Source organism: Streptomyces sp. NPDC002896 (assembly GCF_040295225.1).
GTDB lineage: Bacteria > Actinomycetota > Actinomycetes > Streptomycetales > Streptomycetaceae > Streptomyces.
Genome location: NZ_JBEOVA010000016.1, coordinates 68,341 through 84,705 on the forward strand (window position 1 = coordinate 68,341; position 16,365 = coordinate 84,705).

Here is a 16,365-nt window from a genome sequence, read left to right on the forward strand (position 1 = left end):
GCGTGGGCGCCCGGCCCGTAGTGAGCCGACGCTCAGGCGCCCCTTATGGGTGACGGAGTTATCCACAACTGCTGGGTAATCCACGGGATTCGAGCAAGATCAGCCGGTTGCTCTCGCGAGGCATAGCTTCGCGGCCATGGGACTTCGATCACCTTCCAGTCACAGGACCCCTGTCGCCACGAGTGGGCCGGGCCGCGGGCCCGCCTCCGATGTCCGGGCACGGCGACGCCGCAGCCGATCTCACGGTTACGGCTACAGCCAAGGCCGCGGCTACGGCTACGGGTACGGGCGGGGGCGAGTCGGCCGCCGTCGCGCCTCGGCTGAGATGTTGCGCCTTCGGGCGGAGGCGCTGTTCGCGGAGGCGGAACAGGAAGGGCGGCGGGGTCGGGGGGATCCGGAGCATGGCCCGCCGTCCGGGGTGCCGGCTGGCAATGGTTCTGCTTCTGCTGGTCTAGCGCCTGCTCGCGCGCCTGCCGCTGCGCCTGGTGGCGGGCCGGATGCTGCGCCTGGCGGAAGGCCACATGGTGCGCCTGGTGGAGGGCCGGATGGTCCGGGCGCGGTGGAGGACACTGCCGGCTCCACGGGGGACGCGGAACGCGCGGAGCCGTCGTGGCGGGGGCGGGCCGTGCTTGCCTTACGGGAACGGCTTCCGCTGTGGCTGCAGTTGAGGTGCGGTCTCGAGCGGCGCAGCGTGGCGGCGCTCGCAGTGGTCCTCGTCGCTGCAGCGGTCTTCGCGGTGCAGCACTTCTGGACCGGGCGGACGGAGCCGGTGCGCGTGCCTGACGTGGTGCGCGCCGAGGCCCCGGCCGGCGGTGAGGAAGCGGTGCCGGACGCCTCGGCCGGGGCGGGCGCAGGGGCGACGGCAGGTGCCGTCCCGGACGGAGGCGGTGCAGCGATCGTCGTCGACGTCAGCGGGAAGGTGCGCAATCCCGGAATCCACGAGCTGCCCGCCGGCTCCAGGGTTGCGGACGCGCTGCGGGCGGCGGGCGGTGTCCGCCCCGGCACGGACATCGGCGGACTCAATCGGGCGCGCCTCCTCATGGACGGCGAGCAGGTCGTCGTCGGGGTGCCCCCGGGCGCCGCGGGTGGAGGGCCTGCCGTACCGGGTGCAGGTGCAGCAGGGGTCGGCCCCGGCGCTGCCGCCGCCGGTCCCGTCAGCCTCAACACGGCCACGGCGGAACAACTGGACACGCTGCCGGGCGTCGGTCCTGTGCTGGCACAGCACATCATCGACTACCGCACCCAGCACGGCGGTTTCCGCTCCGTCGACGAGCTCCGAGAGGTCAACGGCATCGGCGACCGACGCTTCGCCGACCTGCAGAATCTCGTGGGGCCATGAGGGGCCGGGCAGTTCGCACGCGCGGCACGCGAGGGCACGTGTCCACGAGCGGCGCGACGGCGTCCATCCCCTCGGCCGGCACGGCACCACCGCCTGCGTCCGTCGCCTCGGTCGGCACGGCACCCCCACAGCCCCCTCGCCAGGCGGTGCACGCCGCGTCCGGGAACCGGCTCGGTGTGGCCCATCCGCGTCAGGAAGGGCCTCTGGACCTCCGCCTCGTGGCGCCCGCGCTCGCGGCGTGGGCGGCGGCGGCCCTCGCGCTGGGTGCGTCTCCGGGCTGGGCGGCACTTGCGGTGGGATTCTGCGCTGTGGCAGCCGGGGTGTTGCTGCTGCCAGGGGTGGTGGGCACGGTGAGGAGGCAGGCGCGCCCCGCTGGATCCCGGCGCGCTTGGGGACGCCTCTCGGTGGCCGCGGTCCTTCTCTGCACGGCGGCATCCACCGCCTCGGCCGCTCTCCACGGGGCCGACGTACGCCGTGGTCCCGTCCCCGCCTTGGCGGCGCGATACGCCGAGGTGACGGCGGAGCTGGAAGTCAGCTCGGACCCGCGCCTCACCAGACCACGCGTCACGGGGGATCACCTGGCACCCACCAGTGTGGTCATCGACGCCCGGGTGCTCCGCGTCGTGACGGCGGACGGCATGGAGACGTCGACACGCACACCGGTTCTCCTGATCGCCAACGCGATCCCGCCCACCCCACCGGATTCCGGCAGGTCTCATTCCACGGGCCCGCCCACGGCGCGGGACCCCGGCAGCTTGCCCTGGCTTGCTCTGCTGCCCTCGACACGACTGCGTGTGCAGGCGCGGCTCGCGCCGCCGCTCGCCGACAGCGGACGGATCGCGGCGGTGATGCGGGTGAACGGAGGCGAAGTCCCCCACGTCGTGGGAGCACCGTCCGGGCTGCAGCGGTTCGCCGGAAAGCTGCGCGGCGGGCTGCGCGAGGCCACGGACGGGCTGCCGCCGGGACTCGTGGTGGGGGACACCTCCCGCGTACCGGCCGACCTGCAGGATGCCTTCAGGGCGACTGATCTGACGCATCTGCTTGCTGTCAGCGGGGCCAATTTCACGATTCTGCTGGCCCTGCTGATCGGACCGCCCGGAAGGGCTCACAGGGCGGAGAGAGGCGGTCTCGCTCCACGCCTCGGCATTCCGCTGCGAGCGACCGCGCTGCTCGGCGGGGTTTTGGCCCTGTGTTTTGTCATTGTGTGCAGGCCGGACCCGAGCGTGTTGCGGGCGGCGGCCTGTGGAGGCATCGCGCTGCTGGCGATCGGCACCGGGCGCCGTCGTTCCCTGATTCCCGCGCTGGCCGCGGCGGTGCTGCTTCTCGTGCTGTACGACCCGTGGCTGTCGCGCAGTTACGGCTTCCTGCTCTCCGTACTGGCCACTGGCGCCCTGCTCACCGTCGCCCCGCGGTGGAGTGCGGCACTCAGGAGCCGCGGTGTGCCGCCGCGAGCGGCCGAGGCCCTTGCCGCGGCGGCTGCCGCCCAAGCGGTGTGTGCCCCGGTCGTGGCGGTACTGGCTGCGCGGGTGAGTCTGGTGGCGGTGCCCTGCAATCTGCTGGCGGAGTTCGCGGTGGCTCCTGCCACGGTGCTGGGATTCGCCGCGCTGGCGGCGGCACCCGTGGCTATGCCCCTCGCCAAGGCGCTCTCCTGGTACGCGAGTTGGCCCACCGGGTGGGTCGCGAAGATCGCCCGCACCGGAGCGGCACTGCCGGGGAACGGAGTGGACTGGCCGGGCGGCTGGAGCGGCGGGCTGCTGCTCGCCCTCGCCACGGCCGTGCTCGTGCTGGTGGGCCGGCGGCTGGTGAGGCACCCCTGGTGGGTCGTGGCCTGTGCCCTGCTGCTCCTGCTCGTGGTGGTGCAACCGCCGTCGCTGACCCGGGTGATCACCGGTTGGCCGCCACCCGGCTGGCGTCTGGTGATGTGCGACGTGGGCCAGGGGGACGCCGCCGTGCTCTCCGCAGGTCACGGCAGCGGAGTGGTCGTCGATGCCGGGCCCGACCCGGTGCTGGCCGACCGTTGCCTGCGCTCGCTCGGGATCACTCGCATTCCGCTCGTAGTGCTGACCCACTTCCATGCCGACCATGTGGCTGGGCTGCCCGGGGTGTTGCGTGGGCGTTCGGTCGGGGCGATCGAGACGACCGGATTTCAGGAGCCGTCCGACCAAGCCGAGTTCGTTCGCAGACAGGCCGCTGTCCGGCACATTCCGGTGACCCGGGCCGTGGCGGGCGAGCGGCGGCGCACGGGCTCCCTCGAGTGGCAGGTGCTGTGGCCTCCACCGCGCCCGGCGCCCGTGCCGGAGGGCCCGAACGACGCCAGCGTCACGCTGCTCGTACGCACCGCAGGGCTGACCATGCTGCTTCTCGGCGACCTCGAACCGCCTGCGCAGCGGGCGTTGCTGCGGACTCCTGCGGGTGTCCGGCTGCCGCGCGTGGACGTGCTGAAGGTGGCCCATCACGGTTCGGCGTACCAGGACCCGGTGCTCCTGCGTCGCGCCGCTCCACGGCTGGCCCTCATCTCGTGCGGCGAGGACAACCCGTATGGGCATCCTTCCCCAAGCACCGTCGCGGCGCTGCAGAGCGGGGGCGCCACGGTGCTCCGAACGGACAGGAACGGGGCGTTGGCCGTTGTGGGCGCGGTGGCCGAGGGACTGATGTGGGCGGCCGCCGAGGCAGGGCCGACGACCGGCCGTGAGGCTCGCGCACCGCCGGGACAAGGGCCGGGCAGAGGGCCTGAGGCTCACGTCGTGGCCGTGATTGCGGCGTGGCTGCGGGTGCTACCCGGAGAAACCACCTCTCACCTGAAGAAACGGCAACTGCAGTGATGAATTCGGATTACTCGTGCCAGCTCGCATTACATCCGCTGCATTCCCGTAATGTGAGCGTGTGTTGCCTCGAATGCCGCATCGGTGGTCGAATGCATCCTCGATAAGGGTGAGGCAAGTCGCACAGGGGGATGTTGGGCATGTTCGGCCGTCGGCGGGGAAGTCACACAAATCGGGCTCTGCGCTCGGGTCCTTTCTCCGCGGCGCAGGTGCCGCCCTCGGCCGGTGTGGTCAGTTGCCGGGTGCTCGACCCGGTGAGCGAGCCCGTGCTGAACGCCGAGTTCGCCATCAATGACGTAATGGGACGCACGGTGGTCAGCGGAAGCACTGACCCGTTCGGCTCCTTCGTCGCGACCGTACCGGCCGGCGACTACCGCCTGGCGGTCTCGGCGGAGGGCTTCACTCCGTACCACGGGAACGCATCGGTCGGGGAGAGCGCGCACGCCTCGCTCGGCGATGTCACACTGCAGGTCGCCCAGCTCCCAGTGCTGCCGCAGCCCGGGGACTGGGAGATCGAGCCGGCGCACTCCTCGATCGGCTTCACCGCGCGGCACATCGGGCTGGCCCGTATCCACGGCCGGTTCAACACGTTCGCGGGCGTCATACGCATAGCCGAGCGCATCGAGCACTCCGCCATGCATGTGGTCATCGATGCCTCCTCCATCGACACCAATGTCAAGATGCGCGACGATCACCTGCGGTCGGCCGACTTCCTTGATGTGGACCGCTTTCCGGTGCTCGAGTTCTACAGCGACCGGTTCGTACACAAGGGCGGCAGCCGGTGGGCGATCACCGGTGCGCTCTCGTTGCACGGCGTGACCCGCACGGTCACGCTCGACACCGAGTATCTCGGTGTCGGCACCGGCATGGAGGGCGAGACGCGGGCCGCGTGCCGCGCCACCACCGAGCTGCACCGCGACGACTTCACGATCAGCTGGCAGACGATGCTCACGCGCGGCATCGCGGTGGTCGGACCCAGCATCAAGATCGACCTGGATGTGCAGGTCGTGCCCAAGGCGTGAGGCAGGGCCCGACGGATCGAGGCCCTCGGCGGTACCGGAAAATGTGCACGTGAGTGATGTGAGACATGTGCTGGTGCTGCCCGACCGGGATGCCGCGGAGGAGGCGGCCGAGGCGTTCGGCGAACGGTTCGGATTGGACGAGGAGCCGCAGCTCGTCAGGGACGCGCTGGCCGGCGAGGACGATGCCGAGGACGCGCAGTGGCTCGTGGTCGTGGCGGACCCCGAGGACCGGCTCGACCCCGTGGCGCTGGACGAGTTCGCGGGCGAGTGGGACGGGTGGCGCGAGGAACCATGACCTCGTCGCCCGCGGCCGCGGGCGACGTCCGTAGGCGTATGCCGCAGGGCGTTGTCAGTGGGGCGTGGGATGCTTGGGCGCGATGGCAAGGAAGACTGAAACCGCCGGTCAGGCAGATCCGCTCGCGCCCGTCACGCTTGCCGTGGGGCAGGAGGATCTGCTGCTCGACCGTGCCGTGCAGCAGGTCGTGGCTGCGGCCCGTGCCGCCGACGCCGACACGGACGTGCGTGACCTCACCCCGGACCAGCTCGGGCCCGGCACGCTCGCGGAGCTGACGAGCCCCTCGCTCTTCGCCGAGCGCAAGGTCGTGGTCGTGCGCAATGCGCAGGATCTGTCGGCCGACACGGTCAAGGATGTGAAGGCGTATCTGGCCGCTCCGGCCGAGGAGATCACGCTGGTGCTGCTGCATGCGGGCGGTGCCAAGGGCAAGGGACTGCTGGACGCCGCGCGCAAGGTGGGTGCGCGGGAGGTCGCCTGTCCCAAGATGACCAAGCCGGCGGACCGGTTGTCGTTCGTGCGGGGCGAGTTCCGGACGCTGGGGCGCTCGGCGACGCCCGAGGCGTGCCAGGCGCTGGTCGACGCGATAGGCAGCGATCTGCGGGAGCTGGCATCCGCCGTGTCACAGCTGGTCGCGGACGTCGAGGGCACCATCGACGAGGCCGTGGTGGGCCGGTACTACACGGGCCGCGCAGAGGCCTCCAGTTTCACGGTGGCCGACCGTGCCGTGGAGGGGCGGGCGGCCGAGGCGCTCGAGGCGCTGCGCTGGTCGCTGGCGACCGGGGTCGCACCCGTGATGATCACGAGTGCACTGGCGCAGGGCGTGCGGGCCATCGGAAAGCTGTCGGCCGCCCGTGGCGGCCGGCCCGCGGATCTCGCTCGAGAGCTGGGTATGCCGCCGTGGAAGATCGATCGGGTGCGGCAGCAGATGCGGGGGTGGACGCCGGAGGGGGTTGCGGTGGCCCTTCGGGCGGTGGCGGAGGCGGACGCCGGTGTCAAGGGAGGCGGGGACGATCCTGAGTACGCCCTCGAGAAGGCCGTCGTCACGATCGCTCGGGCCGCGCGGGCCCGGCGGGGGTAGGGGGCCGTACCTCTTCGGTATGGCCCCGGGTGCGGCCCCTTGCGGGAGCCCGCGCTGCTCGCGCTGGCCGCGCTGCTCGCGCTGGCCGCGCTGCTCGCGCTGGCCGCGCTGCTCGCGCTGTTCGCGTCGCTCGCGCTGCTGACGCAGCTGCGTGGTCACGCGCCTATCCATCATCGGGGTGTCTGCCCGCCCAGGCGTCTGCGGACCGTCGCCGGCTGCTGCGCCACCTGGTCGGTGGGTGGGTTGGGCGTGTGCGTCTGCGGGTCCGCTCTGGTGCGCCACCTGGTCGTGGGTGGGTTGCGTGGTTCGCGTCTGTGGTCCGGTCCGTGCGCCACCTGGTCGGTGGGCGGGTTGGGCGTGGTCGTCTGCGGGTCCGCTCCGGTGCGCCGCCTGTCGGTGGATGGTCGGGCGTTCGCGTCTCCGGGTCGTCGTCGGCTGGTGCGCCATGTGTCGGTGGGTGGGTCGGGGCTGCGCCGGGATGTACGTCCTCGGTCTGGCGCCGAGCCGTACGTCGTCGGGCGAGCCCGGAATTCGCGCCAGCCGCTGCGGGCGCACATCCCGGCACATCCCCTTCGGTCCGCTTGCGGCTGCCGGCCGGTGGCCGGTTCCGGCGTTGCGCGGGCGGGCCGGGCCGACCGGTGGGCAGCCGTACCTCCACCAGCGCCCCCCTCTGACGGCGGCAGCCTCAGAGGCGCCGCCCGTCAGAGGAGGCACCACGCCGCGCACGCCGAAGGCCCCGGCCGCCGCCCGGGGGAGGGGCGGTGGCCGGGGCCTTCGGGTCAAGCAGTTGTGGCGCCGCACCCGCGTGGCGAACGCAGGCCGCGTGCGGTGCCGGGGGCCGGTCGGGAGCGGATGAGAGAGGGCCCGCTCTGGGTCCTTCCGGCGGTCAAGTCAGGGGATGGGTCGCGAGGACCCAGCCGACTCAGCCCTTGAGGGAAGCGACCTTGGAAGCCAGCGCCGACTTCTTGTTGGCGGCCTGGTTCTTGTGGATGACGCCCTTCGAGACGGCCTTGTCGAGCTGGCGCGCGGCAGCGCGCTGGTACTCGGTGGCCTTCTCGGCGTCACCCGCGGCAGCGGCCTCGCGGGCCTTGCGGATCGCGGTCTTCAGGGAGGACTTGACGGCCTTGTTGCGCAGCCGAGCCTTCTCGTTGGTCTTGATCCGCTTGATCTGGGACTTGATGTTCGCCACGAATGAGCCTTTTCAGGTTCAGGCACGGAGCCGTGCAGGTCCCGTACCGGTGATTTCTCTTCCTAGTCTTGCTTCGTGCCTCGCGCTGAGAAGGCATGAGACACAGCTGCCCACGTTACCAGTGGCTCCCCTGGCGGCCCAAACCCGTCGCACTGCCCGGCCCGTGGGACCATGGAACCTGCGTATTGATCCGACTTGATCCGACCCGAGGCGACAGGCGCCTCAAGAGACAGGACCCTGCGTGCCCGCGATCACTGACCATGTGCCCGAGCCGAGCCGTACAGACCCGGCTCTGATCCGCAATTTCTGCATCATCGCGCACATCGACCACGGCAAGTCCACGCTCGCCGACCGGATGCTCCAGCTGACCGGTGTGGTCGAGCAGCGGCAGATGCGCGCTCAGTACCTCGACCGTATGGACATCGAGCGCGAGCGCGGTATCACGATCAAGTCCCAGGCCGTGCGGCTGCCCTGGGCGCCCACCACGGGCGACAGCCAGGGCCGGACCCACATCCTCAACATGATCGACACCCCCGGGCACGTCGACTTCACGTATGAGGTTTCCCGGTCCCTCGCGGCCTGTGAGGGCACGGTCCTGCTGGTCGACGCGGCCCAGGGCATCGAGGCGCAGACCCTCGCCAACCTGTATCTGGCGATGGAGAACGACCTCACGATCATCCCGGTCCTCAACAAGATCGACCTGCCGGCCGCGCAGCCGGAGAAGTTCTCCGAGGAGCTCGCCAACCTGGTCGGCTGCGAGCCCGAGGACGTGCTGAAGGTCTCCGCCAAGACCGGCCTGGGTGTGGAGGCGCTGCTGGACAAGGTCGTCGCCGAGATCCCGGCCCCGGTCGGCGTGGCCGACGCCCCCGCCCGCGCGATGATCTTCGACTCGGTCTACGACTCCTACCGCGGCGTCGTGACGTACGTACGAGTCGTCGACGGCCAGCTCAACAAGCGTGAGCGGATCCGGATGATGTCGACGGGCGCGACCCATGAGCTTCTCGAGATCGGGACGAACTCGCCCGAGATGCTGCCCGCGGATGGCCTCGGCGTCGGCGAGGTCGGTTACCTGATCACCGGTGTGAAGGACGTCCGGCAGTCCAAGGTGGGTGACACGATCACCCAGCAGTCCAAGGGGGCCACCGAGGCGCTCGGCGGCTACAAGGACCCGAAGCCCATGGTGTTCTCCGGGCTGTATCCCCTCGACGGTTCGGACTACCCCGAGCTGCGCGACGCCCTCGACAAGCTGCAGCTCAACGACGCAGCCCTCGTCTACGAGCCGGAGACTTCGGCCGCGCTCGGCTTCGGCTTCCGCGTCGGCTTCCTGGGCCTGCTGCACCTGGACGTGATCCGTGAGCGCCTGGAGCGCGAGTTCGGGCTCGACCTGATCGCCACCGCGCCCAACGTGGTCTACCGCGTGATCATGGAGGACGGCAGCGAGCACATCGTCACCAACCCGAGCGAGTTCCCGGAGGGCAAGATCGGGGAGGTCTACGAGCCGGTCGTACGGGCGACGATCCTCGCCCCGTCCGAGTTCATCGGCTCGATCATGGAGCTCTGCCAGAGCCGGCGCGGCGTGATGCTCGGCATGGACTACCTCTCCGAGGACCGCGTCGAGATCCGCTACACGCTGCCGCTCGCCGAGATCGTCTTCGACTTCTTCGACCAGCTGAAGTCCAAGACCCGCGGCTACGCGTCCCTCGACTACGAGCCCACGGGCGAGCAGACGGCCCACCTCGTCAAGGTCGACATCCTGCTGCACGGCGACAAGGTCGACGCGTTCTCCGCAATCACGCACCGGGACCAGGCATACGCCTACGGGGTGCGGCTCGTCGCCAAGCTCAAGGAGCTAATCCCGCGGCAGGCGTTCGAGGTGCCCGTCCAGGCCGCCATCGGCTCCCGGGTCATCGCCCGCGAGACCATCCGCGCCATCCGCAAGGACGTCCTCGCCAAGTGCTACGGCGGTGACATCTCCCGTAAGCGGAAGCTGCTGGAGAAGCAGAAGGAAGGCAAGAAGCGGATGAAGATGGTCGGCTCCGTGGAGGTCCCGCAGGAGGCCTTCATCGCGGTGCTGTCCAGCGACGACAGCGGCCAGTCCAAGGGCAAGAAGTAGGGCCGAGAGACCGGGGCCGGGGTCAGACACCGGCCCACGGCCGGGCATCAGGACGAGGCGGGGGTACCTCCCAGGCCCTTAAGGCACTGGGGGAGGGTCCGGCGCGCCACCACGGCGCGACGGGCCCGTCCGTATATGTGGGCGTATATGCCCTGTGTCGTGAGTTCGTCGTTGCGTGGCTCCCGTCGCGCTCCCCCTCCGTGGGGCACGCCCTCTCTCCGCAGGGCATGCCCCGTCTCTGTAGGAAGTGACAGGCCGTGGCCTCTTACGTGCGGGGCCTCTCCGCTCTACCCTGATCACTGCTCGATGGTTACTCGTGAGTTAAACAACACCAGCCGCACTAGTCAGTCGCACGCACTGTGAGTCAGTGGAGACGCACTGCCGCGGGCCCGGAGGATGTCGTGAGCGACACACAGACCCTGATCGAGAACCGACCGCCGTCCGTGGCGACTCTCTTCTTGGAGCGCGTGGCGGCCACACCGGACGCCGAGGCCTACCGCTATCCCGTGCCGCCGGCCTCCGGTGAGGGGCCGGACGACTGGAAGTCGCTGAGCTGGGCGGAGGCGGCCGACCGGGTCTACGCCATCGCGGCCGGACTGATCGAGCTGGGCGTGCAGCCGGAGGAGCGGGTGGCTCTCGCCTCCTCGACCCGGGTCGAGTGGATCCTCTCCGACCTCGGCATCCTCTGTGCGGGTGCGGCGACGACGACCGTCTATCCGCAGACGAACGCCGAGGAGTCCGCCTTCATCCTGTCCGACTCGGACAGCCGGGTGCTGATCGCCGAGGACGCCGCGCAGCTCGCCAAGGCGCGCGAGAAGCGCCCCGAGCTGCCGGACCTCACACATGTCGTGGTGATCGACCCGAAGGGTGTCGAGCCCTCCGACGACGACCCCGAGGGCTGGGTCCTCACGCTCGCCGAGCTGGAGGTACGCGGCGCCGCGTACCTGGAGAAGAACCCGGACCTGATCAAGAAGAAGGTCTCGGCGATCACCGCCGACCAGCTTGCGACACTGATCTACACGTCGGGCACCACCGGCCGTCCCAAGGGTGTGCGACTGCCGCAGGACAACTGGTCGTACATGGCGAAGGCCATCGCGGCGACCGGCCTGGTCACGGCCGACGACGTGCAGTACCTCTGGCTGCCGCTCGCGCACGTCTTCGGCAAGGTGCTGACCAGCGGCCAGATCGAGGTCGGGCACGTCACCGCCGTCGACGGCCGGGTCGACAAGATCATCGAGAATCTGCCGGTCGTGCAGCCGACGTACATGGCCGCGGTGCCGCGCATCTTCGAGAAGGTCTACAACGGCGTCGCCGCGAAGGCCCGTGCGGGCGGCCCGGCCAAGTACAAGATCTTCCAGTGGGCGGCCGAGGTCGCCCGCGAGTACGCCAAGGTCACCCAGGACAACTTCCGCCGCACCGGTGCCGCTTCGGCGCCCTTCGGCCTTTCCGCCAAGCACAAGATCGCCGACGCGCTCGTGTACGCGAAGCTGCGGGAGGCCTTCGGCGGCCGGCTGCGCGCGTGCGTCTCCGGCTCGGTCGCGCTGGCGCCCGAGATCGGCTACTTCTTCGCCGGCGCCGGCATCCACATCCTGGAGGGCTACGGACTCACCGAGTCCAGCGCCGCGTCCTTCGTCAACCCCGGTGAGGCGTACCGCACCGGCACGGTCGGCAAGCCGCTGCCCGGCTGCGAGGTGCGCATCGCGGAGGACGGCGAGATCCTGCTGCGTGGCCCGGGCATCATGGAGGGCTACCACGGGCTGCCCGAGAAGACCGCCGAGGTCCTCGAGCCGGACGGCTGGTTCCACACCGGCGACATCGGCGAGCTGTCCCCGGACGGGTACCTGAAGATCACCGACCGCAAGAAGGACCTCTTCAAGACGTCCGGCGGCAAGTACATCGCGCCGACCGAGATCGAGGGCCACTTCAAGGCGGTGTGCCCGTACACCTCCAACATCGTGGTGCTCGGCGCCGACCGGAACTTCTGCAGTGCGCTGATCGCGCTCGACGAGGCCGCGGTCCTCGGCTGGGCCAAGGACAACGGCCTGGCCGGCAAGTCGTACGCCGAGGTGGTCGCGGCGCCGGAGACGGTCGAGCTCATCGACGGGTACGTCAGGCAGCTGAACGAGGGGCTGCAGCGCTGGCAGACCATCAAGAAGTTCAAGTTGCTGCCGCGGGATCTGGACGTCGAGCACGGGGAGTTGACGCCCAGTCTGAAGCTCAAGCGGCCGGTTGTTGAGCGGGAGTATCAGCACCTCATTGATGAGATGTACGCGGGGGCGCGGGAGGCGTGACCGTACGGTGGGCGGCTCGGGCGCCTGATGGGCGCCCGGGCCCGCCAACGGTTCGGCTATTCGGCCTCGGCGGACGGCTCCGCGCCCTCCGGGTCCAGGAGGGTGCAGACGACCGTCAGTAGCTGGTCCACGTTCACGGGCTTGGGTACGTAGTCGTTGGCGCCGCGGGCGATGGACTTCTCGCGGTCGCCCAGCATCGCCTTGGCGGTGAGCGCGACGATGGGCAGGCCGGTCCAGCGCGGGGTGCGGCGGATGGCGGAGATCGTTTCGTAGCCGTCCATCTCCGGCATCATGATGTCCATCAGGACGAGCTCGACGTCCGGATTGCGCTCCAGGGCCTCGATGCCCTCGCGGCCGTTCTCCGCGTACAGCACCGGCATGCCCACGCGTCCCAGCACATGGGTGAGGGCGAAGACGTTGCGGATGTCGTCGTCGACGATCAGCACCCGGCGTCCCGCGAGCACCCGGCCGGCACGGCCAGACTTCCACTCCTCCAGCTTGGTGGGCGTCGGCCAGTTGTCGTCCTGGTCGTGGACGGCTTGGAGGTCCGTGCTCTGCTGTCCGGGCAGGGCGAGTGTGCGCGCGTCCGGCGACGGGCCGGTCGCGGTGTGTCCGGGGCTGACGACCGGGACGTACAGCGTGAAGGTGGAGCCGGCGCCGGGCGTGGACTCGGCGATGATGCGGCCGCCGAGGAGACCCGCGATCTCGCGGCTGATGGACAGGCCGAGGCCGGTGCCCCCGTACTTGCGGTTGGTGGTGCCGTCGGCCTGCTGGAACGCCTCGAAGATCACCGGGAGTTTCTCGGCCGCGATGCCGATGCCGGTGTCGCTGACGGCGAAGGCGACCACCTCGTCGTGGTCGCGTACGAAGCGGTGCTCGGGGTCCTTGACGCGGCTCACGCGCAGCTCGACGCGGCCGTGGGCGGTGAACTTGATGGCGTTGGACAGCAGGTTGCGCAGGATCTGCTGGAGCCGCTGCTCGTCGGAGTACATCTCGCGCGGTACGTCCTCGTCGACCTTGACGTCGAAGGCGAGGCCGCGGTCGAGGGTGACCGGGCGGAACGTCGCGTGGACGTAGTCGAGCAGCTTGATCAGCGGCAGCCGCTTCGGGCGGACGTCCATGCGGCCCGCCTCGATCTTCGACAGGTCCAGGATGTCGTTGATCAGCTGGAGCAGATCGGAGCCCGAGCGGTGGATCGTGGCCGCGAACTGCACCTCCTGGTCGGAGAGATGGCCGTCGGGGTTGTCGGAGAGCAGGCGGGCGAGGATCAGCAGCGAGTTCAGCGGGGTGCGCAGCTCGTGCGACATGTTCGCCAGGAACTCCGACTTGTACTGGGAGCTCGTGGCCAGCAGTGCCGCCTTCTCCTCCAGCTCGGCGTTGGAGCGCTGCAGTTCGGCCTGCTGGCGCTGGAGTTCGTCCGAGCGTTCCTGCAACTGCATCGCGAGCCGCTGGGACTCACCGAGCAGTGACTCGGTGCGGGAGTTGGCGATGATGGTGTTGATCGCGACGCCGATGGTGTTCACGAACTGGTCGAAGAACGCCAGGTGGACGTCGGAGAAGCGCGAGAAGGAAGCCAGCTCGATCACGCCGAGCAGCTTGTCCTCGAAGAGGATCGGGATGATGACGACGCTGGCGGGCGCCGCCTCCCCGAGACCCGAATTGATCTTGATGTAGCCGGGCGGGGCCTCATCGACGAGGATCCGCTTCTTCTCGCGGGCCGCCTGCCGTACGAGGCCGTGGACCGGCATGCCGCCGGTGTCGACGACGGAGCCCTGCGCCGAGCCGTAACCGGCGATGAAGGCCAGGCCCTTGGCGGGGACGGAGGTGCGCAGCGCGGCGCCGTCCTCGTCCGGGTCGGCCAGGAAGAACGCGCCGTACTGCGCGTTCACCAGCGGGGTCAGCTCGCGCAGGATCAGGTCGGCGACCTCCATCAGGTCGCGGTGGCCCTGCATCAGCGCGGCGAGGCGGGCCAGGTTGGACTCCAGCCAGTCCTTGGCGCGGGTGGTCTCGCGGAGGTTGGCCACCATCAGGTTGATGTTGTCCTTGAGCTCGGCGACCTCGCCCTGCGTCTCCACGGTGATGGAGCGGGACATGTCGCCCTGCGCCACGGCGGAGGCGACCTCGGCGATGGCGCGCACCTGGGTGGTGAGGTTCAATGCGAGCTCGTTCACGTTCGTCGTCAGGCGCTTCCACGTGCCGTAGACGCCCTCGACGCGGGCCTGGCCGCCGAGCTGCCCCTCGGAGCCGACCTCTCGGGCCACGCGCGTGACCTCGGAGGAGAATGACGACAGCGTGTCCACCATGGTGTTGATGGTGGTCTTCAGCTCGAGGATCTCGCCGCGCGCGTCCACGTCGATCTTCTTCGACAGGTCGCCCTGGGCCACGGCGGTCGCGACCTGTGCGATGTTCCGCACCTGCGATGTGAGGTTGTCCGCCATGTAGTTGACGTTGTCGGTGAGGTCCCGCCACACACCGGAGACGCCGAGCACCTGGGCGCGGCCGCCGAGCCGTCCGTCCGTACCCACCTCGCGGGCCACGCGTGTGACCTCGTCGGCGAACGCGCGCAGCTGCTCCACCATCGTGTTGACGGTGTCCTTGAGCTCCAGGATCTCGCCGCGCGCGTCGACGGTGATCTTCTTGGACAGGTCGCCGTTGGCGACGGCGGTGGTGACCTGGGCGATGTTGCGGACCTGCGAGGTCAGGTTCAGCGCCATGAAGTTGACGTTGTCGGTGAGGTCTTTCCATACGCCGGAGACACCGCGGACCTGGGCCTGACCGCCGAGGTTGCCCTCGGTGCCGACCTCGCGGGCCACGCGGGTGACCTCGTCGGCGAAGGCGGAGAGCTGGTCGACCATCGTGTTGATCGTCGACTTCAGCTCGAGGATCTCGCCCTTCGCCTCGACCGTGATCTTCTTGCCGAGGTCGCCCTGGGCCACCGCCGTCGACACGAGCGCGATGTTCCGCACCTGGGACGTGAGGTTGTCGGCCATGAAGTTGACGTTGTCGGTGAGGTCTTTCCATACGCCCGACACGCCGCGTACTTGAGCACGGCCGCCGAGGTTGCCTTCCGTGCCGACCTCGCGGGCCACGCGGGTGACCTCGTCGGCGAAGGCCGAGAGCTGGTCCACCATCGTGTTGATCGTGGACTTGAGCTGCAGGATCTCGCCCTGCGCGTCCACGGTGATCTTCTGGCTGAGGTCGCCGTTGGCGACGGCGGTGGTGACCTGGGCGATGTTGCGGACCTGCGAGGTCAGGTTGGACGCCATGAAGTTGACGTTGTCGGTGAGGTCCTTCCATACGCCCGACACGCCGCGCACCTGCGCGCGGCCGCCCAACTGGCCCTCCGTGCCGACCTCGCGGGCGACGCGGGTCACCTCGGCCGCGAACGCCGACAGCTGGTCCACCATCGTGTTCACGGTGAGCTTCAGCTCCAGCAGCTCACCGGTCGCCTCGACCGTGACCGTACGTGTCAGGTCGCCGCGCGCCACCGCCGTGGTCACCAGCGCGATGTCGCGCACCTGTGCGGTCAGCCGGGAGGCCATGGTGTTGACCGCTTCGGTCACATCACGCCAACTTCCGGACAGACCCTGCACTTTCGCGCGGCCGCCCAGCCGCCCCTCGGTGCCGACCTCGCGCGCGACCCGGGTCACCTCTCCCGTGAAGAGCGACAGCTGATCCACCGTCCTGTTGACGGTGCGGCCCAGACGGCGCAGATCGCCTCTCAACTGGCGGTTGCCGTCGTGCAGATCGACCCGCTGCGTCAGGTCGCCGCCCGCGACGGCGTCCAGCACGCGCGTGGCGTTCGCCACGGGCGCCACCAGGGCGTCGATCAGCGTGTTCGCATCCGTCACACACGTCGACCAGTGGCCCTGGCCCGGGCTCGCCGACAGCCGCTCGTCGAGCCGGCCGTGCCGTATGACCTCCCGGCGCACGCGCGTCAGCTCATCGCTGAGATGCTGCTCGCGGTCGGCGATCTGGTTGAAGACGGCGTTCAGTTCGGCCGTGATTCCGTCGGCTCCCTCGGGGGCCCGCACACGGAAGTCACCGTCGCGCAGAGCCGTCATGGCGGCGAGCAGAGGGCGCAGATCCGATGGCGGAATCTGTCCCGTTTCGAGCACGCGCATAGCACTGTTCTCAGTCATGACCGGCCACTTCGGTAACTCGGTGCTTATGGGCGCGGCCAGTCTGTCACTCTGTCCGAGTCGCCTGAGGCGTA

General features: G+C 69.8%; 9 protein-coding genes. 7 read left to right on the forward strand and 2 right to left on the reverse strand.

Annotation, left to right across the window (positions count from 1 at the left end; genetic code table 11):
• Window positions 1-136: 136 nt before the first annotated feature.
• The 5 genes from ABT009_RS27785 (at window position 137) to holA (ending at window position 6,556) form a co-directional block, all read left to right on the forward strand.
• Window positions 137-1,339: a ComEA family DNA-binding protein gene (locus ABT009_RS27785; protein ID WP_351300491.1), complete on the forward strand. Its 1,203-nt coding sequence runs from the start codon at window positions 137-139 to the stop codon at window positions 1,337-1,339.
• A gap of 146 nt (window positions 1,340-1,485) precedes the next feature.
• On the forward strand, window positions 1,486-4,161 hold the full coding sequence (locus ABT009_RS27790) for a ComEC/Rec2 family competence protein (RefSeq protein WP_351300779.1): 2,676 nt from the start codon (window positions 1,486-1,488) through the stop codon (window positions 4,159-4,161).
• Between the two features lie 140 nt (window positions 4,162-4,301).
• Window positions 4,302-5,183, forward strand: coding sequence for a YceI family protein (locus tag ABT009_RS27795; RefSeq protein WP_351300494.1), 882 nt, complete (start codon window positions 4,302-4,304; stop codon window positions 5,181-5,183).
• Window positions 5,184-5,232: 49 nt separating this feature from the next.
• Complete coding sequence (locus tag ABT009_RS27800) at window positions 5,233-5,478, forward strand: hypothetical protein (RefSeq protein WP_351300497.1); 246 nt, start codon at window positions 5,233-5,235, stop codon at window positions 5,476-5,478.
• Window positions 5,479-5,560: 82 nt separating this feature from the next.
• The gene (gene holA / locus ABT009_RS27805) at window positions 5,561-6,556 is read left to right on the forward strand and encodes a DNA polymerase III subunit delta (protein WP_351300500.1); all 996 of its coding nucleotides are present in this window, start codon (window positions 5,561-5,563) and stop codon (window positions 6,554-6,556) included.
• Between the two features lie 922 nt (window positions 6,557-7,478).
• Here the strand turns inward: holA and rpsT are convergent.
• Window positions 7,479-7,745 (reverse strand): 30S ribosomal protein S20, encoded by a 267-nt coding sequence (gene rpsT / locus ABT009_RS27810; RefSeq protein ID WP_030042978.1) that lies wholly within the window; start codon window positions 7,743-7,745, stop codon window positions 7,479-7,481.
• A 241-nt stretch (window positions 7,746-7,986) separates the two neighbouring features.
• Here rpsT and lepA point away from each other — a divergent pair, with 241 nt between their 5' ends.
• On the forward strand, window positions 7,987-9,858 hold the full coding sequence (gene lepA / locus ABT009_RS27815) for a translation elongation factor 4 (RefSeq protein WP_351300504.1): 1,872 nt from the start codon (window positions 7,987-7,989) through the stop codon (window positions 9,856-9,858).
• Window positions 9,859-10,259: 401 nt separating this feature from the next.
• Window positions 10,260-12,149 (forward strand): AMP-dependent synthetase/ligase, encoded by a 1,890-nt coding sequence (locus ABT009_RS27820; RefSeq protein ID WP_351300507.1) that lies wholly within the window; start codon window positions 10,260-10,262, stop codon window positions 12,147-12,149.
• Between the two features lie 56 nt (window positions 12,150-12,205).
• On the opposite strand, the gene ABT009_RS27825 is transcribed toward ABT009_RS27820, so the two are convergent.
• On the reverse strand, window positions 12,206-16,291 hold the full coding sequence (locus tag ABT009_RS27825; protein WP_351300510.1) for a HAMP domain-containing protein: 4,086 nt from the start codon (window positions 16,289-16,291) through the stop codon (window positions 12,206-12,208).
• Window positions 16,292-16,365 lie beyond the last annotated feature (74 nt).

Coding starts and splice junctions, on each gene's coding strand:
- ABT009_RS27785 (WP_351300491.1), top strand. CDS start 137: ATGGGACTTCGATCACCTTCCAGTCACAGGACCCCTGTCGCCACGAGT.
- ABT009_RS27795 (WP_351300494.1), top strand. CDS start 4,302: ATGTTCGGCCGTCGGCGGGGAAGTCACACAAATCGGGCTCTGCGCTCG.
- holA (WP_351300500.1), top strand. CDS start 5,561: ATGGCAAGGAAGACTGAAACCGCCGGTCAGGCAGATCCGCTCGCGCCC.
- ABT009_RS27825 (WP_351300510.1), bottom strand. CDS start 16,291: ATGACTGAGAACAGTGCTATGCGCGTGCTCGAAACGGGACAGATTCCG.